Source organism: Granulicella mallensis MP5ACTX8 (assembly GCF_000178955.2).
Taxonomy (GTDB): domain Bacteria; phylum Acidobacteriota; class Terriglobia; order Terriglobales; family Acidobacteriaceae; genus Granulicella; species Granulicella mallensis.
Map to the genome: position 1 here is coordinate 5073932 of NC_016631.1, position 23111 is coordinate 5097042.

Sequence of the window (23111 nt, forward strand, 5' to 3'; positions counted from 1 at the left end):
GAAGAGTTCCTCATGCATGACCTCCCTTGGTCGGCGTCTCTGGTCCGCCTCCAGCAGCTTTACCGGCAGCAACAGGATCGAAGTCATGCTTCGAGTCCATCGTGGTGCCCTTGCCGCCTTTGGTAAAGCGATGGGAGATGTACTCGACGACAGAGAAGGTTACGGGGATAAAGATGAGACCTAAGCCTGTTGAGAGGAGCATGCCTCCAACAACGACAGTGCCCAGGATCTGACGGGAAGCGGCTCCTGCTCCGGTCGCCGTCCAAAGCGGAAGGCAACCGACGATGAAGGCCAGCGCCGTCATCACAATGGGCCGGAAGCGCACCCTGGCAGCAGCAAGAGCAGCCTCGGAGATGCTGAGACCTGCTTCGTAGTTGGTCTTCGCGAATTCAACGATAAGAATCGCATTCTTCGCGGAAAGACCGATCAACATGACCAGACCGATGGTCGCGAAGATGTCGTTCTCAAGCAGACGGGCGTGAAGCGCGATGTAAGCGCCGAGAATCGCGACAGGTGTACTGAGAAGGACGCTGAAGGGCAGGGTCCAGCTCGAGTAAAGAGCCGCAAGGATCAGGAAGACGAAGAGCAGGGAGAGAGCGAAGACAGCCCAGGAGGGCACGCCCTTTTCAGCCTGTTGTTCCTGGTAGGACATGCCGGAGTAGTCGTACCCGCTGCCGGCTGGCATGGTCTTGGCAAAGGTATCCTCCAGAGCCTTGCGGATCTGGCCGGAGCTATAGCCGGGAGCGCCGGTGATGTTGATCTGCGCTGCGTTGAACTCGTTGAAGCGGTAGATAAACTCCGGACCTGTAATCTGTTTCACCGTGACCAGAGAAGAGAGTGGAACCTGCCCTCCATTGGCACTGCGGACGTAAAACTGATTGATGTTCTTGATGTCCGTACGAGAGGTTCCTTCCGCTTCGACAAAGGTCTGCCATTGGCGGCCGAAACGATTGAAGTAATTGACCAGGTATCCGCCCATGAAGGTGGACATGGTGGTGTAGACATCCGAAAGCTGGACCTGCTGTTGCAGAGCTTTCTCCCGGTCCACATTCGCATAGAGCTGGGGAACGGCAGGCTCATACGACGGAACAGCCGCACCGATCTCAGGACGTTGCTTCAACGCTCCGAGGAACGCGTAGACGTTCTTGGTAAGCGTCTCGGGATCGTCCGATCCTGAACGGTCTTCAACAACCATGGTGACACCGCCAGAGGTTCCGATGCCCGGAATAGAGGGCGGCGGGAAGGCGAAGGCGATGCCGTCAGGGTCCTGCGAAAGCTGCTTCTGCAGATTGCCTTGAATATATTCGAGCTGCTCTTCCTTGCTCTTGCGATCCTCCCACGGCTTGAGAGAGACGAAGAAGAAGCCGGCGTTTGTACTCTGAACCTGGGTCAGCAGCGAGAAGTTGGTAACGGCAATGACACCCTGAATGCCGGGAGTCTTAAGCAGAGCAGCGGTAATCTTCTGCTGCGCCGCATCCGTTCGCTGAGCCGAAGCTCCATCCGGCAGTTGCAGGGCAAGGAACATATACCCCTGGTCTTCTGTCGGAATAAAACCGGTAGGAAGGCTGGTGCCAAGAAAGAAGGCCAGAACGCCAACCAGTGCGATACCGAGCATGGCAAGCGAAGACTTATGGATAAGGATGTTGGAGGTACTGACGAAACTATCTGTCGTGCGGCCAAAGAACTTGTTGAAGAGAGCAAAACCACGATTCAGCAGGTTCGGCTTCTTGGTAGCATTTTTATCCTTGGGCTTGAGCAGAAGAGCCGAGAGCGCCGGGGAAAGAGTAAGAGCATTGAAGGCCGAGATGAGCACCGAGATGGCGATCGTCACGGCGAACTGCTGATACAAGCGCCCGGTAATACCGGGGATAAAGGCCGTTGGAATAAAGACGGCAGCAAGGATGAGGGCGATCGCGACCACCGGGCCACCGACCTCTTCCATGGCCTTCTCGGTAGCAGCTACAGGGTCCAGTCCTTCGTCGATGTGATGCTCGACGGCTTCGACGACGATGATGGCATCGTCGACGACGAGACCAATGGCAAGCACCAGTCCGAACAGGGACAAAGTGTTGATCGAGAACCCGAGCGCCGGAAAGATGATGAAGGTTCCGATCAGGGAGACCGGCACGGCGAGTAGCGGAATGAGCGTCGCGCGCCATCCCTGCAGGAAGATGAACACGACGATGACGACGAGAGCCAGCGCTTCCAGCAGCGTGATCACGATCTCGTGAATACCGGCGGTAACTGCCTTGGTGGTATCCAGGGGAACGTCATAACTGATGCCCGCGGGGAAGGTAGCAGAGAGCTCCTTCATGCGCTGGTTGACGGCAGCCGCAGTCTGGACGGCATTGGATCCGGGAAGCTGGTAGATCGCCATGATCCCGGAGGGCGCTTGATTGTAGCGTCCCGAAATGCCGTAGGCCTGATCGCCAAGCTCGATGCGAGCAACGTCTTTGAGATGCAGGATCGAGCCATCCGCATTCGCGCGAAGAATAATATCGCCGAACTCTTCAGGCGTAACGAGACGTCCCTGGGTACGGACGGTATAGGTAAACTGCTGCCCCTTGGGAATGGGCTCAGCGCCGATCTGGCCGGCAGGGTTAACGTTATTCTGCGTTTGTATCGCGGCGATGACTTCAGGAGCGGTCACGCCAAGCTGCGCGAGCTTGTCCGGCTGCACCCAGACGCGGAGAGCATACTGGCCGCCGAATGTCTGTACGCGAGAGACACCCTTGACGCGCGTGATCTGGTCCTGAAGGTTGATGATCGCGTAATTGGTCAGGAAGTCCTGGCTCAGCTTGCCGCCCGGCGAATTGACCGCGACGAGCATGAGCGGCGAGGTAAGCGCCTTCTGGACGGTGAGACCAGCGGTCGTAACCTGGGCCGGAAGCTGAGACTGGGCCTGATCGACACGAAGCTGCGCGAGAACCTGGTCGATATTTGGATCTGTCTTGACGTCAAAGTCGACGAAGAGCTGAACCACGCCGTTGTTGGCGCTGACCGAGTCCATGTAGATCATGTTGTCGACGCCGTTCATCTGCTGCTCGATCGGAGTCGAAACGGCCTGGGTCAGCGTCTTGGCGTCGGCACCAGGATAGGTGGCGGTTACCAGAATTTCAGGCGGAACAATATCGGGAAACTGCGAGGTGGGAAGGCTCACCATCGTTACCAGGCCGAGAATGACCGTAAGGATGGCAATAACAATCGCGACAATAGGGTGGCGAATAAAAAACTTTGACATGGATTACCTCCCCGCCGAGTCGTTGCTGGCATCGGTGGGGGCAGCCGCAGGGCTGCGGTGTGGAGAGACGGGAGCTCCTTCGCGGAGCTTCTGCAAATTGTCGACAATCACCAACGCGCCCGCTGAAATGCCGCCATTGACGACCCAGTTGGTGCCGAGTTGCTGGCCGAGTTCGAGCGTGGTCAGGTGTGCCTTACCGTCAGTGCCGGCAACGTAAACCTGCTGCAAGCCTTGCAGTTCCTGGATGGCGACTTGCGGGACCAGCAAGGCTCCGTGACGCATTTCGGTAGCAGCCTTCACGCGCCCAAACTGTCCGGGGCGCAGGATGTTGCCGGGGTTCGGGAAAGCAGCCGCGATGCGGATCGCACCGGTCTGGGAGTTGATCTGACGATCGACAAAGGCAATGTGCCCCTTCTGAGGGAAATCTTCGCCGTTTGAAAGCGTGAGCGTCAGGGGAACGGCGGCAGCGCTTTTCAGGAGATCGCCCTTGCCCTCGCGGGCACCCTTCACGAGGTTGAGATACTCGGAGTCACCGATCGAGAAGTACGCTTTGATCGGATTGAGCTGCGAGACCGAGGTAAGAACGGTCTGAGTGTTTACAAGGCTGCCAACCTGCGTGGTCGCCTGGCCCGCAATACCGGTGATGAGCGAACGCACCTGGGTAAAGCCAAGATTCAACTTCGCATTGGCGACAGCGGCAGCGGCAGCATCCACCGAAGCCTGCGCCGATTTCACATTCGCTTCATATTGAGCCAGTTGCTGCGTGTCGTTATCGAGCTGGCTCTGAGCGATGGCCCGGGCCTTTGCCAGCGGCGTGTCGCGATTGACATTGATCTGCGCCAGCCCGAGCTGTGCCTGTGCCTGCTGTACCTGGCCCTTGGCCTGCTCCAACTGTCCCCTGGCCTGATCGAGCGCGGCCTGGAAGGGACGAGGGTCGATCTCGAAGAGGACCTGTCCCTTGGTGACCTGGGAGCCTTCTTTGTAGTCCTGTTTGATCAGGTAGCCATTGGCCTGGGGCTGGATCTGGGCATTCACAAATCCATCCAGCGTTCCAACCCACTCACTGGTGAGGGCTACGTCGGTAGGCTGAACCTCGACCACCGTGACCGGCATAGGGGGAGGTGGACCGGCAGGCGCGGCTGCTGTTTTGCCGCAGCCCGAGAACATCCCGACGCTTAAGAGCAGCATACTGACTGTGCCAACGCACTTCACTCGGTTGAGGACAATCGTCGCTGCCGCCTGTTTATGCTGCTCATTCATTAACTTATTCTCCATAGAAGCTCTAGAAACTCTTGCCTCTCGATACTTGTTCGCAAAAAGTACACGCGTGTATGTTTAGATCAGACTCAGTGATCTGAATGCCCGATTCAAAAAATGTTGTCGATCCCCCGGAATTCCCCATTCTCCGGCAAAAACGTGCGCTACTCACGCGCCAGGAACTCCTGCGCTCTGCCAGGGCGATCTTCGCCAGTAGCGGGTTTGAGCATGCACGCATTGAAGATATCGCCTCGAAAGCGGGCAAAACCCGCGGCGCTTTTTACGATAACTTCAAAAGCAAGGAAGACGTCTTTTATGCCATCTTTGAAGAAAACATAGACCGTGACACTGCACACCTCGGTCCATTGCTTCTGAGCTTGCCAGCCGAGAGCCAGCGCATCGAAGCTTTCGCAGAGTTTCTAATTGAGTTAAGTAAAGATCGTGAGCGAATTCTACTTGATCTGGAGTTCAAACTCTACGCCATACGCCATCCCCGGAAACTTAAGCGCCTTGCCGACCTGTATACACGCATGTGCCTGAGCAGCTCCATTCCGGAGATCATGCAACTGCTTCCACAGCTCGGTGGAAACCGTGCCACCTCACAGCAGTCTGATTCCCTTGCCATCGGCAGCCTCATCGATGGCCTGGGTCTCAACCACTTCTTCGATCCGGACGTGATGGATGTAGGAGAACTTGCGCGGTATATGAAACTTTGCCTGCGCAAGATGCTGGAAAAAACTCCTGACACGCCCCCTCATGAGCAGGGCTCCAAACCCGTGCCACGCAAGCGTTCACCGGTAAATAAAGAAATCAAAAAGAAGGGCTGACGCAGCTTCTTTTCCGAAGGCACTCGCCCATTCATTTCCGTTCCTGCAACAACACGAAAGGCCCGCATTGGCGGGCCTTTCGTGTTGCGATAGAACAATTGATCGCACTGCTTAGAACAGCAGACGAGCCTGGATCTGAGCGATACGCCCCGGCCCATACGTGCTGGTAATACGCCCGAAGGAGGTGGAGCAGCAAGTCATGCCCGGGGGCGTGAAGTTGGTCTTATTCAAGACGTTATAAAACTGTCCACGGAATTCGAGGTGCATGTCCCATGGCAGGACGAAAGTCTTGTTGATTCCTGCATCCAGTTGATCGAACGAGTCTCCGCGCAACAGGCCGTTGGGCACTTGCCCACGAGGATCGGCACTGGTACCAGACCAATCGGCATTACCTGAGGCAGGCGTAGGCTTTGGAAGTGGGTTCGTCGTAGCAAAACCCAGCGTGCAACCGGAATACGCCGCCTGAGCAGGATTGTCGTAAACCGAGTCGCAGAATGCCTCCTCAGGGTGCCCCGGAATGTGCAGCCGTTTGATGGCATACTTGCGCAGCGAACTACCAAGAGGCAGGCCGCCTGGATCGCTATTGGGGTTAGCTGCCGTTGGAGTGGTTGCGACGGCAAAGAATGGACGGTTCTGAATACCGCCGGAGTTGGTCAACTCCTGAAACCCCGATGGAGTGAAGTTAGGCGTCAACGCAGGGCCGGAGTGGAACTGGTTTTCAGCACTAAGCTTCCAACCGCCCAACACGGCGTTCAGTATCCCACCAGCGTGTCCCAGCAGCATCTGGCCGCGGCCAACGGGAAGCGCCCAGACTAGGGCCGTGATATTGATAATCGGCGTATCGTACTGCAACGGACCATAGTCGTTATGCAGGTTGTAATAGTCCTGAGGACTGCCCGAGAAACCTCGTGAGGCGGTAAGCGAATCTCCCACGTTGCCAAAGTCACGCGACCACGTAAAGGAGTCGAGGAGCCACAGTCCGTGGAAGTTCTTCTGCTCGACGTGTGCTTGCAGACCGTTGTAGTTGCTCATGCCTCCGTTGAAGGTCTCCGTCACGTCGCCGATGTTGCTATAGGGTCGCTTGAAGTAGCCCGTGATCGGATCGGTCCCCAATGCTGGATTGCGCTGATTGTAGGTCCCTATCTCCTGCAGCTTTACGCCGCGATTGCCCACATAGGCGATATCGACAACACGGTTCTTGCCAATGGCAGCCTGGAAGCCCAGGTACCAGCTTTGAACATAGGGATCACGATAGTTGCGCGGGATCCACTTCACCGTGGAGGTAGCCAGGTTGAAGTTTGCCGGATCGGCCATTCCCTTGGGGTAACCCTGATCCAGGGTAAAGAAAGTAGGCGTGGTTTTAACGTTGGCAGTCTTGAAGTACGGGGGCACCTGGTTGTAGACAGCCGCGTTCACCTGCGGGCCGTTGATGGAAAGATTGTCTGCCTCACCCGAGCGGGTGTAATGGACATACCCAATACCATAGCCACCGTGGAAGACAAGGGATTTAGTCGGTGACAAAGCAAATCCGATACGCGGCATAAAGTCGTTCAGATCGGGATCGACAAGCTGCTTCTGATAGGCAGAACCGGAAGAACTTGCACGTATCATCTGACCCGTAATCGGAGTATTGACGGGATCGAAGTTCGTCAGACGGCCGTCCTTCTCATAGAAGTGGGACGCATACTCGTAACGCACGCCCAGGTTCAGAGTCAGGTTTGGCAGTATCTTCCAATCGTCCTGCACAAAGGCCGAGTGACCGCCCTGGCGGATGTGAGCGACAAAGAAGTTTGTCAGGTCGATCTCATTCGGTACGCCGAAGAGGAAATCGCTGATGGTGTAGCCAGTGAAAGAGCTCTGGAACTCCATATCGCCGTCGATCGGATTCACGTCCTGCACGATCTGGCGCAGATAGGTGAACTCATAACCGGTCTTGAAGTTATGACGGCCAAAGAGCCAGGAGTAACTCACCTTCGGGTTTAGAAAGAAGGGATACTGCCACTGTGGATTCGTAGACTGTCGTCCAATGGCGCTGTAGCCGCTGAGCCCCAGAGAAGTCAGTCCACCGCCTACGAGCGGATCGTTCGGAAGTCCCTGCACGCCAAAGGTGCGTGGGTCGTCAAGGGTATAAGGCTGCTTGCCACCTTTGGTATAGGAAGCGCCAAGACGTGCCTCGAGCAACTGCGTGGCGCCGATCTGGCGAGTCAGACCCAGCGCGGCCTGCTGGTTGATCGTGCGAAAGTAGCCATTACCTCCCGAGATCGGTCCCGGCAGAATCGGACCGTCCAGGTCATGCTCCTTGGATTGGCTCACACGCGCGAAGGTAGACATGCGCGGCGTCCACTGCGCGTCGATGCGGATATCTTCCTTGTCGTAGCTGTTGACGAAACGTTGCAGCGATGACCAGTTGCTGGAGATGGATGTGGTACCTGCACCGTTGTTATTCGGCAGTGGGAACGAGTCCAGAATAGCCAACGCAATGGGAGAGAGCACGGAGCGCGGCAGAGGACGATCCGCCGCATAGGTTGCGCCCGTGAAGGGATTCAATACCGTGGTGGTGTTCGCTGTCGCGTTCGGCGAGGCGATCAGCTGGTGATCGCTCTCCTTGAAGATGTTGGATTGGTTCACCACCTGACGTACCTGGCGCAGACCTTCGTAATCGGCAAAGAAGAAGAACTTATCCCGCACAATGGGGCCACTGATGTTGCCGCCGAACTGGTTGCGGATCAAGGTGGTTCTATTCAGGGCACCGGAGTTGCTGGTCGCCTTGAAGTAACCATTCGCATCGGCAATGGTGTTACGAAGAGATTCATACACCATGCCGTGCAACTTATTGCCGCCATGCTTGAACACCACGTTGATCGTGCCTCCAGCAGAGCGGCCATACTCGGCGGCCGGCAGCGTGGTCACGATAGAAAACTGTGAGATGTCGTATTGCGAGGGATTGATGACCTGATTAGAGAAGCCCTGGTTGGATGTCCCGTGCGCGTTGTTATCCATACCGTCCAGCAGGTAATTGTTGTAAGTCGACCGCTGGCCGTTGATGTTGTAGGAACCTTCACGCACCACGCTGCTGGTACCCAGATCCTGACCGGCGGCATCCTGTGTCACGCCGGTGGAAAGCAGAACCAGATCGCTGTAATCCATGTTTTGCAACGGAAGAGCATCGATCTCATCGGTGGTGACGATCTGCTGTCTCTGGCTGGTCTCGGTTTCGAGCACCAACTGGTTCGATTCCACCGTTACCGTCTGCTTGTCACCGATAGCCAGCGACAGATTGACGCTCTGATTTGTGCCGACCGAGAGATGAACGTTCTCGGTGATGGCTTCATTGAAGCCATCCATGCTGGCTACTACGCGATAGACGCCTGCCTGCAGGGCAGGCACCACGTATTCACCTGCCTTGTCCGTCATGCGGCTGATGGCTACGTTGGTATCCACATTGGTCACTGTCACCTTCGCCCCGACCAGCAAGGCGCCAGTGGAGTCCGAAACTCTTCCGACGATCGAAGCCGTCTCAAACTGGGCATAGGCACTTCCGGCGCATAGAACGAGCATCATCAGTGCCAGGGAGAGCAGTTTCATGAATCGCATGTCGGGTGTGACCTCCAAAAAATCAACGCAATGCTGTCCGGGTGCTTAGGGTGCTACACCGTTCTTAGCGTTTCAGAACAAAAAAAGCCGCCCCCTCTCAACGGGTGTAGACATACGGCCAGGCCAGCGCAAAAGCGCTGGCGGCATATCGTCTCACTCGTTGAGAGGGGGCGGCTCTCTCTTATTATTTTGTGCCGCGCGAATGAACAGTAGCAACGAGGGCAAGAGCGTGTCAATTATTAATGTTTGTTTAAACTACATCATCATGCTTATATTGCCCATAAGTCGAGTATTTCAGGCAACAGCAGGGATTACATATTCGCATTAACTATTAATATTTATTGAAACTATTCGGCATACTGGATGTACCTAAATCACCCATAAACCGGGGTCGCCAATCGATACAGCATCGATGCCTGCATCGATCAACCGCACTACCATTTGCAGATCCTGCACCAGTCCTCCGGCAATAATACGGATCGCTGGATGGATGGCGCGCAATTTGTCCACTACCAGGGGAGCCGCAATGGCAGGCAACATCTCCACGGCATCGGGCTGAAAGTTGCTGAGAAATCGCCGGCCTGCTTCGACCGCTGAAGTATCGATGGTAAAAGTCCGCAGTACGGAGATGAGTCCGTTCGCGCGTGTGGCACGTAGTGTCTCCTGATTGGTGGAGATGACGCCGGCGGCACCGCACTGCGCAAGATATTCGACGGCAGAAGCATCACGCGATAGGCCCTGGACCAGATCAACATTTACCAACGGCAGTTTGCCGTGCTTTCGGACCGTTTCAATCGTGCGGCGCAGGTTCAAGGGGTTCCCGTAGAGCAGGTAGACCACCTCCACAGGAGAATCCAGTGCATAGACCAGCTTCTCCTCCTTGCGGACTGCGGCAATAATACGAGAGCACCCTATCAGGCGATCCCAGTGTGCCCGGTCACTGCTTACAGCGGTAGTCTGTTTCGTCCGATCGGGGAAGATCTCGCTCGGTGCTTCTAGTATGCAAGTTGTGCTCATAGGCTTAGCAACCCGACTGAAGTCTGCAATTTCCCGTTTTCATCGGAGTCTGTCGTACGCTGGACCTTCATGGCTGCACTAACCAGTACTGACAACGAAAAAAGACTGCATCGATTCATGGTTCCCTATTCCTCATAAAGGTGTCGTTACAGGTATTTGGAATTTTCGATTGGGGCGATTGATCGCACCTTCAGTCTCTCCTCGCAGGCTAGCCGGGTAAAGTGACTTCACCACGTGCAGATGGTGTATACACAGCCATATTCAGCCTGATAACAAGGGGTTCGAGAGCTGTAAGACAGTTCTATGTCAACAGTTCCAATTGTCTAATGGACTCTATGAATAGAAAGTTAAAATAAAATCCAACCTTAAAACACAACCTGCTTACTGCATGATCTTGAGAAAGGCTGGGTGGCTTTTACAGATTCAACCAGACTGTCAGCCTCTAATACACCCGTGGTTTCACGGGGAGACACGCCCCTTCCAATGCAAATGGAAAGGCGAATGGGTGAACTTAGATTTTTGTACAAGATTGGAGAAGGGAGATTCGGTGGAGGATAGCCCGGAGAGCTTTAGTAGATGCGCTTCGCCACGACCTCGGCAGGAGACGATTCCGAATCAAGGTTCGTAGTCTTCAGCACAACCTCAAAAGGTCTGATTCCATGTTTATCACGCGGCACAGTCTTCAAAAAGGTTCCCATGCTGCCATGAAACAGGAACTCCGAAGCAGCCTCGGTTCCAGCCACCGTTAGACCTTCGACGATCAATACCCAGCCCGTACCATTCAAATTGGGGAGAAAGGCGACAACGGCATAAGTAGAGTAAGGGGCAGCCGTGCTGCTGTTGCGGTAGACGGCCGGCTCTCCCGAAAGTGGCTTCTTGTTAACGATGACCGACTCATAGGTATCGCTGGTCGCGTGATAATCGAACCGGAAGTTCATTCTGGGTTCGAAGAGCGATATCCAGGGATCTCCATAGATAGAACCAAGCAGGATAAGGTTCGACTGCTTCAGGTCATCCAGGCGCAAGGTTCTGGCATTTCTCAGAATAACCCGCTTCTGCCTCGCCTCTGGAAGGGTAAGAATGCCTGCGACGGTATTTACGTCGGGGACGCTGGTGAGTCGTTCACGGCTCAACCGCTGTAGCTTGAGGCTTTCAGGGCTATCGACTTTCTCAAACTGTGAGAAATAACTTCCGTCGATGTACTGGTTGAGCGTCGCATACTTACCACTGACATCCTGTAGAACTCCCAGCCCACTGTCCGTCGTGACGACGTACGTACTTGCATTCTCAGAAAATAGCTGGGCCCATATCGGATGGGCGACTGAAGCCTGCAGCAGATTTTCCCTGAAAAGAAAGAAAGCAATAAGGGTGCCAAAGAGAGCAATCAGTCCAAGGGTTATGACCCACTGAAATCTGCGCCGGGGAGCCTGAGGAGTCGATATCTCTGGCTCAGGAGAAGAGATTGCCAGGAGCGGACGCTCCTTTGACGGGGTAACAGTGATGTCTCCACCCCCTGCGCCAAGTGGAATGACCTCTTCCAGGCTCTCTTTCTGACGCTCCTCAAAGACCGCGCAGTATCCACCGCGTGGAATGACGATCAGCAGCGGTTCATCCGCTGCATGATCTTCAAAGTAGCGATCGAGCCGCTGCCGGAGGTGCCTGACGTAGGTGCGGACAATATTGTCTTCGCTGGTCCGATAGCCGGGACGGCGACGAAAGACAACGACACCGATGTTCTGTTCTGTCAGATCGTCGGTACGGCCCTCCAGCGTGCGCTCACAGACAAATAACAGGAATTGGGAGAGCAAAGGAGACTTGGCAAAGTACGGACTCTCCGCGACTCGCAGCGCGAGCGTCCAGCGGGGGTCTTCCCTGAGACCTGACTCGATATCATCTGCGACAGATGACGCCGTGTCCGCAAAATGTATCGGCTGTGAGCTCATGAACCGCGAGGTAATGGGACTGTCCGGCACAAAATCTGCAGAACTTCTATTCAGGCTGAAGAGTACGCGGGAATTATGAATGGAATGTAAACGAGAGTACCCGGCCCCATCGCCCTGGCTGACGAGGGGGAGATCAAAAACAGTTTCCTGCCAAAATCGGTGTCTTCTCTCTTGTAACCTTTCCGCAATAAAAACAAGTTCTAGTGGCGGAATGCGAAGAGCTTCTCTTCGCATTCCGCCCCGAATTCTTGCGTTTCCCTGGCTACAGCGATTCGCACATGCCAGCATGCGATGCCTTACGGCATCATGCCCGGCTTACCCAGCGCCTTCAGCGGCACTGTTGGAGCTGCCAAGCCGATGATCTGTGTCATACGTCCACCGCCGGAGTTCCCATAGCTGGCGACCCAGATAGAACCTGTGGAATCGACAGCCAGGTCCAGCCTGGTGCTTACTCCCGTGGTGCAAGTCTGAACGGTGCTCGTGGCAGTCCCGGTGCCGGTGGTGGTCCCGGCGTTGTAGCAGGGATAGTAGGCATTGGTCGTACCGGTGGCTGGAATGTATTGATACAAGTTGGTGCCTGTAGAGGCATCGGGATACCAGATAGAACCCGCACCGTCGATGTCGAGATAACGTGAAGCCGCGGCTGGATTCGCGGCCACATTGGCAGCCTTCAGAGTGGCCGCTGCCCCGCTGCCGGTGACAGTTGTCTTGAAGATCCCGCTGCCGGTTCCGTTCGTTACAGAGTACGCGTTGCCGCTCGCATCGGTCGTAATGCCATACCCTGCACTACCAGTCAACGGAGAGAACTTCAGGCCTGTGGCATAGGCAGGAGCAGTAGCCGTTCCTGTATTGGGGAAGTAAGCAGCCTGCGCCGTTGTTGAGTTATAGCCCGCAACCCAGATGTTGTTATTGCTGTCCGGACGTATCTGCAGCAATGTCTGCGCCGGTGAAGAAGGAGGAACGGCGAAGGACGCCTCGGAGTATGTCGTTCCATTCTTCAGCAACTCATGCAGGTTCTGTCCCGTCGTCGTATTGGAGCTATACCAGACATTCCCCAGCGAATCGACCGCAACACCATACAGGGAGACAGAGGTCGAGGGAAACTGTTGGACAGTAGCACCCGAAGCCGCATTGATCTGCTGCACGAAACCCGTTGAAGCGGTGCTGGTTCCATTGACCACCCAGACATTTCCGGAGGCGTCGGCAGCAATGCCGCGTGGATCAACCAGCGCAGTGGTATCCGTGGCCGAGGTCCACAGGCTCTGCCCAGCGCTATTGAGCGCAACAACGTTGCCCGCAGTGCCGGTACCGGAGTTCGGGTTGGCAAAGTACACATTGTCATCGGCATCGATGGTTACGTTGATGGGATAGATTGAGCCCTGTCCCGTAGCGGTCGCGCCATAACCTGGAAGATAGTAGATTGCCACGCTCCAGTCGTTGGTCAAAGTACCAAAGGCGGTAAGGGCTGGAACGTAGACGCCTGCATTGATCTGCTGCGATCCGGTCTGCCCCGAGAGTGGGATCGGTGTCAGCGTAAAGTTCAGGATCGCGGTTGCGTTGTTCGCAGGATAAAGAGCGATGTTCAACATCGCCTGCAGCGAGTTGGTAGGCGCCGTTCCACCCGGAGGCGTGGCCAGCTGATACAGCGTGGAGCAGTAGCTGAAATCTCCTGGAGTAGTCCCGTCACCACCGATGGTGCATAGATACTGCGCATAGGCCAGCGAGTTCAGCTCCTGCACCGGTACCAGGCCGCCGCCAGTCCCTGTATCGCTGCCGTTGGTGTACTGCTGGAAGTTGCCGATCTTGTAAGGCGACAGATTATTCGCGTTGAGAAAAGCGTGCGCCAGTCCGGCAAAGGTAGATGGCGTGCCTACGCCGCTTGTGCCGCCATAGTTGGTTGCCGAGCTGGTCACATTTACGGTAGTGCCGTTCAGGCTGATGAAGTTCCGCAACGCCCAGACTGCCGCCACGGTCGACGCCTCATTGGTCACGATCGACGTAACGTTGGTGGTATTCGCTGCCGAAGTGAGGATCGAACAGTCTCCAATCGCCGTCATCATCAACGAGTTTGGATTGTTGGCTAGGTTGGTGGAGTTCTGGCCGGAGGGGTATGGAGTACCGCCCTCTGCCGTCACATAGAGCTGGTCCGGGCTGGAGCAACTCAGGCCCGTCACGCTCCAGCCTCCCGTCGTATTTGACGTCGTGGTTGTCAGCAGCTTAGCCGCGCCCGTGTAGACACCGTTGGCTGCAACCCCATCAGGCTGCGTCGCATAGATCTTCACCGTCGCGCCAGGCATGTAGTTGCGAGCAGCAAAGACCTGTCCCTGCAGCGTGATGGGCGCGTCATAGTTCGTGGCTGGCGTTGCCTGTTTGACGCTACACCCGGCGAGCATCATGCAGGCCATGGCAGCCAGCCCCGTAGCTACCGAATGAACATATGCCGAGCGGATCTTCCATTGCATCGCGTCTTCTCCCAAAATGCACTACTGTATGAAACTCTTTGCCGGTCTCGCTACACCGTAGAAGCGCCGTTTGAGCTGGCCACCGGACCGGAATGTTGGCCCATCGGCGCATACGCCGATGGGCTAGGTAGAGGGCAGACCAGTCTGCCTGCTTTCTTTGAAGGGCTTACTGCACCGTGACCGTAAAGCTGATCGAGTTGGTAATAGTCGGGAGGACCGAGTCCGTTGCCGTGACGGTATAGGTGTAAGTCCCCGGCGCGGCAGCAGTGTTCCCAAGTCCTGCACTCGTACCGCAGGCAGTCAGGTTGAAGGTCAGCAACATCACGAGCCCCAACAGAACCGTGGAGGTCAGGTGCTTACGCCGCCAGATACCAACCGCCAGCAGTCCGATAGAGAAGATGCCGATGAGTCCAAGCGGCAGAGAGCGAGGAAGCACGCTCGCCGCTTTTGTTGTTCCGGTAGCAATGGCAAGCGACACCGTGGACGCACCGTCGTAGTTGAGCGTCAGCTCAGGCGGTGTGGTAACACACTGTGTGCTGATAGGAACGCCCAGGGAGTTTGCATTCGGCGTGCCCGCGCAGGTGATATTCAGAATGCCGCCATACCCATGCTGACCCGTGATGGTAATGGGAAAGGTGAGAACGCCTCCGGCGGTGACAGTGCCGCTGTTAGTAGGCGAGGTCATCGTGAAGACACCAGGCGCGAGGGTCAGCGGAACCGAACCGTGTGCGACATTGCCCTGAGTATCGGTAGCAGTAACAATCAGGCCGGGTACGAGACCGACGCTTCCGCTGGTCGCAGCCGTTGCAAGAGTGTAGGTGTGATCACCCGCGACCGCATCACCATGGGTCCCATCGTCATAGAGCTGCGACGTCGTCGAAAGACCTAGATTGGAAAGGTCTGCGATCACGTTCAAGCTCGTGCTTTGCGGAGTGGATGCGGGTGTAACCTGAGTCGTGATCGTGAAGGGATCGAGAATGCCGGGGGTGCTTGGCGTGGTGGTCGTAGCCGAAACAGCCAACTGCGTGCCTAGCGGGCAGGGTTCCGGCGTGGTGCTGGAGTTTGCGAAATCAATATAGCCGAGGCTGAAATCGTTCGCGTTGTCGGATGTATTGCCGCACTTGTTATTACGGATCGTAGCGTACGCGTACACCACTCCATTGATATTGGTCGCAGCACCATTCAAGGTGGCGGGCAGATAAGGGGCGTAGCCACTTCCCTCGTAGCAGGTTACGGGCGCACTGCCGTCCACCGCTCCGATGCCGATCAGATCGACGAGATTGGCCGAGCTTGTTGGGCAAGTCGTCCCCAGCGGTTCCTGGTTATTGACTAGGGCGATGGAGGTTTCCGTGCTGCTCAAGTCATTGTCCGTGGATGTGGCGGTACCTTCAAGCGTCTTTAGCTGGTAGTCGTACGGGTAGTTGAGATTGCATTGGTTGCTCACGCACCCGGCACTTGAGATGTAACCCGGACCGCTACCGGCGATAGCATAAAACCCACCGGGAGGAATGGTCACAACCGGAAGCAGATAGGTGACTGCCGAGAAGGAGCCCGTCGCGCCTCCGTTTTGAAGGGACCAGTTGTTCATCGTGATGGGAGACTGGGACGGATTGAAAAGAATAACGGTATCGCGACCGTACTCTGATTTGGATAGATCTCCTGCTCCATACCAGGCAATAATGCGGATGCTGTTATTGCCCGTCGAAGGCCGATTGGCGGCGCTGAGCGTGGTCACGGCAAGCGGCGTGGAACCGGTAAAGGACTCTCCCATCATGTCGCTGGCAGTGACATTGGCGGGATAGGTAAACCCTCCGACAACGGAGGCTGGGATAGTAGTGGCCAGCGTGTAAGTGCCATCACCCGGGACCGCATCACCATGAGTTCCATCGTCATACATCTGCAGAGTCGAGGAACCGCCATAGTAGGGAGTATTGAAGTCCAGAAATACTGTGAGACCAGAATTGGACGAAGCTCCCGTAACAGCCGCCGTAAGCGTCACCTCGCCATTGACAAAGGGATTGTTGGGCGTAGCCGAGATCGTCGCGTTCAACTGTGCCCCGGTGGAGCAGACCGTAACAGGAGACGACGCATTGAAATACGTGACCGGCGCATTTACATAGTCGTTCGCGTTATCAAAGGTATCGACGCATTTGTTCTTACGCGTGACACCAAGCTGGCGGCCATAGGCGGAACTCCCGTCGTAATACGCCTCACCCGATCCCGCGTAGCAAGAAGCAGGCGTAGGGCTTGTAGCGGCATTCGTAGCGATGTTTGAACCATAGCCGACCATGTCCTGAAGCTGTGAGCCAGATCCACAAACAGGGCTGGAGCCGGCAGTCAGGGCCTTCTGGGTATTCGTCAGGGCAACAACACCTACAGTGCTGCTCAAAATATTCTGCGTCGACGGTACGTTGTTATTATCCTCAATAGTTTGGAGCTGGTAGTCATACGGGATGGGAGCAACGCTGCCATCGCTGGAGAGAGCTTGCGAACTGCCTGCGATCATGTAATAACCGCCCGCAGGAATCGCGAAAGACGGCAGCTTGTACACGGTCCACGCTGAAGTAGTGCTGGTTCCGCTATGGGTCTGAATGGCGCAGGCCGTGCAGCTGATCGTGGCCTGGGTTGGGTTGAACAGAATAATCGTGTCCTGACGGTAGGTTGCGCCTGCTAGGCCACCTGCTCCGGCTACCTCATAGATCTTAAGCCCATTGTTGCCGGCCGCTGCATGGGCTGCAGGAGCATGGCCCAGCAGAACGGCGGCCATCATCAGGAACGTGCCGATCCGCGCCGCCCGGTTGAAAACAATATCCTTTATTCGCATGCTGGTGTGACCTCCAAAAATCTACTGCAGATGCCGCGTATCCAATTTTCCTGTTCGACTCTTTGCCACAAAAACAGAAAAGCCGCCCCTCGGACCGGAGATGCAGGTTTTCAACGCCAGCAGGCGTTATAAACCTCTTCCGGAGTGGAGGGGCGGCTCTCTCTTTTAATTCTGTGCCGCGCGAATGAACAGTAGCAATCAGCAGGGACAATGTCAAACATTTCAGGCTGACGGGCCTACAGTTCCGCAAGACTAAGATAACTCAGACGTCCTATAGAAACGAAGCTAATGCGCCCAGCAGAAATGGCTCTGCGCGATATTTCATCAAATATTTATAGAGCAGCCAATTCAGATATTTATCGAACTATTGAAACATAAGATAAAGAACTTAAAATAGTTCAACATCGGTAGCCCTCAAAAGCTGAAGCGCCCTCCCAGTTCCAAACGTCGCGCTGTCTCCGTAGTGATGGGCTGTCCCAGCGTGGAGGAGGAAAGCACTGTATTCACTACCTCCACATTCGTGTGGTTCAGCAGGTTGGCACTGCGAGCGTTGAAGATAAAGACACGTGGATGGTTCTTGTCCTTCCCGTTGAGAGTAAAGGCGCGGCTCAGATTCACATCCAGGTGCAGGAGGTTGGGCATCGTGCCAAGGTTGCGTGGAACATTCCCGTTGACCGTATTTGTAGTCAACAACCCGAAGCGCGTGGAATAGACACCCGGACCAGGAACCGTGGCATAGGAAGGGCGGTCGTTGAACTCGCCATCGCCATTGTTGTCCGTGCCGGTCGTGATGTTGTAAGGCTGACCGTTGCTCGCATCGAACTGCGCCATCAGTTCAACCTTGAGAGGAAGATTGAGATTGCCGATCACGTTGACTCGGTTGTGCCTTAGCCAATCGACGCGTGACGATTCTCCCGCATCGCTATAACTCGACTGGGGGAAAACAGAAAGACTGTACCCCACATTGCTCTTGAAGTTCAGATGCGCGTAGTACGCATAGAATCCGAATCTCTTGTAACTATGTTGTTCCACGTTGAAGGACATCACGTCACCCGCCAGATGGCCCGAGTTCTGGTATTCGAGAATATTTTCTCCGGATGCAATCGGCCTTGGTGCCAACAGGGCGGCCGTCGGGTCAGGTGCCGTGCCGATGCTACTGGGAACCAAGGGAGCGTTGATGTTCCTGATACGGATATTGTTGAAGTCCTCACCCCAGTAGAGATTGGCCTGGATATGCGTGTGATGTAGAAAAACATGTTCGGCGTTGAAGTAGGCAACGAACGTTCCCTGCTGCGTCAACGAATGCGGAAACTGATACACGGTATTCACTTGTATCGATCCCGGGATCGGAGTCAAAGGATCTTTGTAGCTGGGAGAATAGATCAACGCCTGCTGCTGGCGAACTCCATTCAGTCGCGCAACCTCGATCGCATACGCCTGGTTATTAGGGCCATTGAACAGACCGGCTCGCAGATGAAAGTTCCAGGTCTCCTTCTTGTCGGCAGACCAGGCAATGCCAAGACGAGGCCCGAAGTTGGCCAGGCTGCTGGGCGCTGTTTGAAGAGAGTAGCGCAGGCCGGCGATAAGATTCAGGCGAGGCGCAAGCTTGAAATTGTCCTGCGCGTACAGCGCCAATCTCCATTGCGTAAGAGATACCAGAGGCATACCGCTGGTGAGCTGGTAGGTCGTCGGTGAACCTCCGGGAAGGCTCTGCAGAGCGCGGCTATACTGCTCTATTGGTGTGATGCTTCCAGTTTCACCGGTAGGCTTATTGTTCGCATCCAGTACGGGTGCACTGCCGCCTCCGAATACATAAGCTCCGTTGAAGGTATTCGGATCATAGTCATGCACAAACAGGCCAAGCCCTTGTGCCCCAATCTTTAGCTCATGCTTGCCGCGCGTAAGCAGCACGTCGTCATCCACTTCAAGATCACGCTCGCGATCGTTCAGATTCTGGCTGGTAGCGCCGCCTCCAGTAAAGTAACCAGCTACCTGGACCGATGGAACCGTAGACAATGGCGTCTGCTGTGTGCGCTTCCAGGCGTATCCGATTCGCGTCTCATGCAACGTATTGGCATTCAGAGTCAGCGTGTTGGTCAGCCGTAGATCATACTCGCTCACCAGGCTGTCATATCCAGCCTCAGCAAGCGTAAGACCACCAGCCCCCTGATTACCCAGACTGTTCACATTGGACGAAAAAGAAAGAGCGCCGACCTCCTTCGGCGTAACTTGCCAGTCTGCGCGCGCGGAGGCAATCCAAAGCCTCTGCGGGGCGGAGAGCGTCTGCTGCAGGGGCACAATCGCATTGTTCGCACTTAGCGTCTTCGCGCTGATGACTTCAAACTCGTCGATGTCGCGCTTTTCAAGTGCCAGAGAGAAACCACTCTTCTTCTGGACCATAGGCCCGCTGAACTCAAACCCGTAGCGTCGCTTGCCCGCCGGCGTTGCCGTAAGAGAAAGTGGGTCGGTCGCATTGAATCGGCCATCGCTATCGGTAAAGAAGAGAGCGCCGTGGAAGGTGTCTGCACCGGGTTTTGTGAAGATATCGATCTGTCCGCCCCCGAAGGGAGGAAAGGAATATTCAGATGAGAAGAGATCGGAGGCGACGCGAATAGAGGCAATCGCACCTTTGGGAGGCAGCACAGTTCCATTTTGAAATCCGTCGACTCGAATGATCGCCGAGGTCGGATCACCTCCCGCAGCAGCTGCCAGACTTTGCAGCTGACGTAGAAAATCATCGGGATCATCGGCGAGTTGCTGTACTTCCTTCGTGTCGAGGGTGACGGTGCTTCCCCCTTCGTCGGTGTTGCTTGCAGCTGTATCGGCATTTACCTGAACGGAGTCCTGCACCGTTGCGATTTCCAATTGCACATTGGCCGTTGCCAGTCTTCCCTGCTGACCACTCACCTGCACCGTCTTTCCATCGAAACCCTCGGCCTGCACAGTGATAATGACTGTCCCTACAGGCACGCAAGACAGCCCATAGTGCCCTGCGGCATCGCTCGTACTTCTCTTTCCATCGGAGACTTGTACCTGGGCTCCAGGGATGACGGCACCGGTTGGATCTGCGATAACACCCTCAATGCGGAATCCAGTAGCACAGGGGGCCTGCGCCAATACGAGTGATGAGTTCAGTGTCCCGATGACTGCAATCGCCAGTCTCCATGTCTTTCTGTTCACGCCGGGTTTCGCCTCCACACCTACCTTCGGGGAGGGGACGCGGGCGTTCCAGCGGTTTGCAGCGAATGAGGAGAATGATGCAGGGAACGAAGCTAAGGGACGCGGTTCATTCGGTTCGAGGAGAGAACGCTCACGCACTCAATAGGCAATGGACGGGTTGCTTCAAAGGAACACGCTCCATGCTCAGATCGTCCAGACTCATGCGGACGACTTCTTTACCCGAGGCCAACAGGATAGAACCCTGGCTGGCGTGCATCGCCGTCACAGCACCACGAACGTCCACGGAATGAAGCAGCCTCAGCTGTCCTGTGTTGCTCTGCCACTGGTAAAGGTCCAGGCTCTTTCCCGTGTCGACGATCAACATGGAACGCTCTGAATGCAAAACCATGGCACGCCCCGGAAAAGCTACAACCTGCTCTCCCACAAAGCCATGCAACGAGTCATATCGATACACACAGATAGAGTTGTTCAGAGAGTTTGAGATCGCAATAAAGGCACCCGCAGGATGAACTGCGACTTTGGCAGGCCCAGCACCAGGTGCGACCTGATGTCTCCCTTGCAGGTGCAGACCTCCATCGGCCAGGGAGAGCACGTGGATACGGTCCGTTCCTAGATCCGCCGCGAGGATATGACCGTTCCCGTCAAAGCACGCATGCTGGGGATGAGAACTCGCCTGATACTCCGGATGCAAACCACTTCCGATTTCTTTCATGACGCCACGGATGTATCCCAGCGACCCGTCGTGGTTGATGGAGAAGAGATTGTACGACCCACCACCGTGTGCTGTGATCAGGGCATAAGCGCCATCAGGAGAGATTGCAATGGACCTTGGTAGAGTGGCGGAAAGCGATAGCTTCGTCCGCTGGATCTGCGACAGGTGCCCATCCGCTCCGACCTCAAACGCTGTAACAGATCCAGTCGGAAACCCCTGAAACTCTCGGACCTCATTTGTGGCATACAGCTCCGGCATAGAGGGATGGAGTGCAAGGCAGCTCGGAGCTTCGCAGGCAATCTCCTGCAACAGGGCCCACTTCCCTCTCCGAATCGCGAAGACGTGGAGTGCCTGCGGAGTGCCGAGGTAGGCGAATCTTCCATCACGGACCGCAGCTCTCATCTGACCCAGATGAATGGCCATGGGCGTCAGTGCAGCTATTTTTAAAAATTCTCGACGATACATAGCGTTCCTACAGACGAACGGACATTGAGTGATGAAAGACGTTGTTGGGATCGTAACGGCGCTTCACGGCTTGAAGCTGCTTGTAATTATCTTCGCCGTAGTAGAGCTGCGGCCAATAGTTGTACTTCAGCATGTCTACATCGGGATAATTGATGTAGCAGCCCTGGTATTGGTGATTCCAATAAGGTGTTCCGGCGTGTTGTGGATCTGCATCCGGGCCGGAATAAAGCTCCTCGTAAAATTCTGCGAGCCACTGGGTTTGGGTCGCACCCTCTTGTGGATCTTCCCAATAGGTTAGCGGCTGCAGCTTGATGACAGAACCACGTTGCGTGATGGAAGTTTTCTCCGCCATCTCTCTTCGATTCACTGCGCCACCATAAGAGTGTGCATCGAAGCTCGCCGCATGCAGGCTCGTGCCTTCTATCTCCTTGGTCAGATATTTATAGATAACAGTCGCTTCAGCCGAAGTAAATCCTCTCCGCATATAGGCCGATTTGTACTTCCCTCTCCGGTTCGCCGCATCCCCTGCTGACATGGCACAGGCATCGAACCAATCGTTCCGGCCGATAGCAGCTTTGGCGGTATTACTTTTTTCGCTCCACTTCACGAATAAATTCAGGTACTCCTGCAGCACTTGCAGATCCCGGCAAGTTCCATCAGGATTGCAGAATTGCACGGATAGACTGAACTTTCCCGATGATCGATGTGCGAGTTCCAGAACTGAATACATACCCCATGTATCTCGTTCCTGCCCTCGTGTCTCCCAGTACTTGCCGAAATTCACCAGGATGTCGGTGAACTTCTGCAGGGTCATCTCCTCCCACGAGAAAGAAAGACTTGCCTTCGCAACCTCACTGGGCGCTGGTGGCAAAGTATTAAATTCGAACTCCGTAATGAGACCGAAGCTTCCGCCTCCCGCTCCGCGGCAGGCGCGAAACAGGTCTGGGTGCTCTTTGGCATCGGCGCGGATCGGCATCACCTTTCCGTTTCGATCCACTGTGAGGATATGCACTGCGGTCGTCCAATCGCAGATGAGCCCGTGGAGTCGTGAGAGAGGCCCATATCCGCCTCCGCTGACGTGACCACCCACACCGACGGTGCCACAAACTCCTCCCGGCAGAGTCACGCCATAGTGCTTGTAGAGGGCCTCATAGGTATTCCACAACTGTGCCCCGGAGCCAACATGGAACGTACCGCTCGAAGCATCACGGGTGACCTGAGAAACGGAGCCAACATCCAGGATTGCGCCGCCAGGATTATTCGCGACGAAATCCTCGTAGCAGTGGCCGCCACTGCGAACAGTAGGACGCAAACCGGCTGTGACCACCTGCTGCAGGGCCGCCTGTGCATCACCGGCGCTCTCACAGATGAGAATGCGCTCTGCTGCATCGGCATCGTGCGCGGGCCACCTCAAGTTATGGCCGCGACGCAGTGCAAGATAACGGGGATCGCGGCGGGTTACGGTGACTGCCATGTGCCTCCAACCAAAGTATCTGACTCTGGTTGATGACGCTCAGGGAGCATCCGTTGCACGAAAAACCCGACGATTCTGAGGTTGAAACCCTGGCTCGACAACATACGACAAAGAG

11 protein-coding genes are annotated in these 23111 nt (G+C 55.6%); 1 reads left to right on the forward strand and 10 read right to left on the reverse strand.

Features of this window, described 5'->3' with window-relative positions; genetic code table 11:
- Positions 1 to 10: 10 nt before the first annotated feature.
- Both ACIX8_RS19775 and ACIX8_RS19780 read right to left on the reverse strand, forming a co-directional pair.
- Positions 11 to 3241, reverse strand: a complete 3231-nt coding sequence (locus tag ACIX8_RS19775; RefSeq protein ID WP_014267157.1) for an efflux RND transporter permease subunit — start codon at positions 3239 to 3241, stop codon at positions 11 to 13.
- A gap of 3 nt (positions 3242 to 3244) precedes the next feature.
- Positions 3245 to 4501, reverse strand: a complete 1257-nt coding sequence (locus ACIX8_RS19780; protein ID WP_014267158.1) for an efflux RND transporter periplasmic adaptor subunit — start codon at positions 4499 to 4501, stop codon at positions 3245 to 3247.
- Between the two features lie 98 nt (positions 4502 to 4599).
- Between ACIX8_RS19780 and ACIX8_RS24835 the strand changes: the two genes are divergently transcribed.
- Entirely contained in the window at positions 4600 to 5325 is a 726-nt protein-coding gene (locus ACIX8_RS24835) for a TetR/AcrR family transcriptional regulator (protein ID WP_014267159.1), read from the forward strand.
- Positions 5326 to 5436: 111 nt separating this feature from the next.
- Here ACIX8_RS24835 and ACIX8_RS19790 read toward each other — a convergent pair whose 3' ends face one another.
- From ACIX8_RS19790 to ACIX8_RS19825, 8 genes are all read right to left on the reverse strand, one after another.
- On the reverse strand, positions 5437 to 8919 hold the full coding sequence (locus tag ACIX8_RS19790; protein WP_014267160.1) for a TonB-dependent receptor: 3483 nt from the start codon (positions 8917 to 8919) through the stop codon (positions 5437 to 5439).
- A 369-nt stretch (positions 8920 to 9288) separates the two neighbouring features.
- Positions 9289 to 9936 carry a glycerol-3-phosphate responsive antiterminator gene (locus ACIX8_RS19795; RefSeq protein WP_014267161.1) on the reverse strand — a complete coding sequence of 216 codons (648 nt, stop codon included), beginning with the start codon at positions 9934 to 9936 and terminating at the stop codon, positions 9289 to 9291.
- A 569-nt stretch (positions 9937 to 10505) separates the two neighbouring features.
- Positions 10506 to 11909: a winged helix-turn-helix domain-containing protein gene (locus tag ACIX8_RS19800; RefSeq protein WP_150110682.1), complete on the reverse strand. Its 1404-nt coding sequence runs from the start codon at positions 11907 to 11909 to the stop codon at positions 10506 to 10508.
- 266 nt (positions 11910 to 12175) lie between these two features.
- Entirely contained in the window at positions 12176 to 14341 is a 2166-nt protein-coding gene (locus ACIX8_RS19805) for an NHL repeat-containing protein (RefSeq protein WP_014267163.1), read from the reverse strand.
- Between the two features lie 166 nt (positions 14342 to 14507).
- Positions 14508 to 17165 (reverse strand): choice-of-anchor X domain-containing protein, encoded by a 2658-nt coding sequence (locus ACIX8_RS19810; protein ID WP_014267164.1) that lies wholly within the window; start codon positions 17163 to 17165, stop codon positions 14508 to 14510.
- Positions 17166 to 17579: 414 nt separating this feature from the next.
- Positions 17580 to 20345, reverse strand: a complete 2766-nt coding sequence (locus ACIX8_RS19815) for a TonB-dependent receptor (RefSeq protein WP_223295393.1) — start codon at positions 20343 to 20345, stop codon at positions 17580 to 17582.
- Between the two features lie 130 nt (positions 20346 to 20475).
- Positions 20476 to 21522: a lactonase family protein gene (locus tag ACIX8_RS24840; RefSeq protein WP_014267166.1), complete on the reverse strand. Its 1047-nt coding sequence runs from the start codon at positions 21520 to 21522 to the stop codon at positions 20476 to 20478.
- A gap of 7 nt (positions 21523 to 21529) precedes the next feature.
- Positions 21530 to 22996, reverse strand: a complete 1467-nt coding sequence (locus ACIX8_RS19825) for an FAD-binding oxidoreductase (protein WP_014267167.1) — start codon at positions 22994 to 22996, stop codon at positions 21530 to 21532.
- Positions 22997 to 23111: the final 115 nt, after the last annotated feature.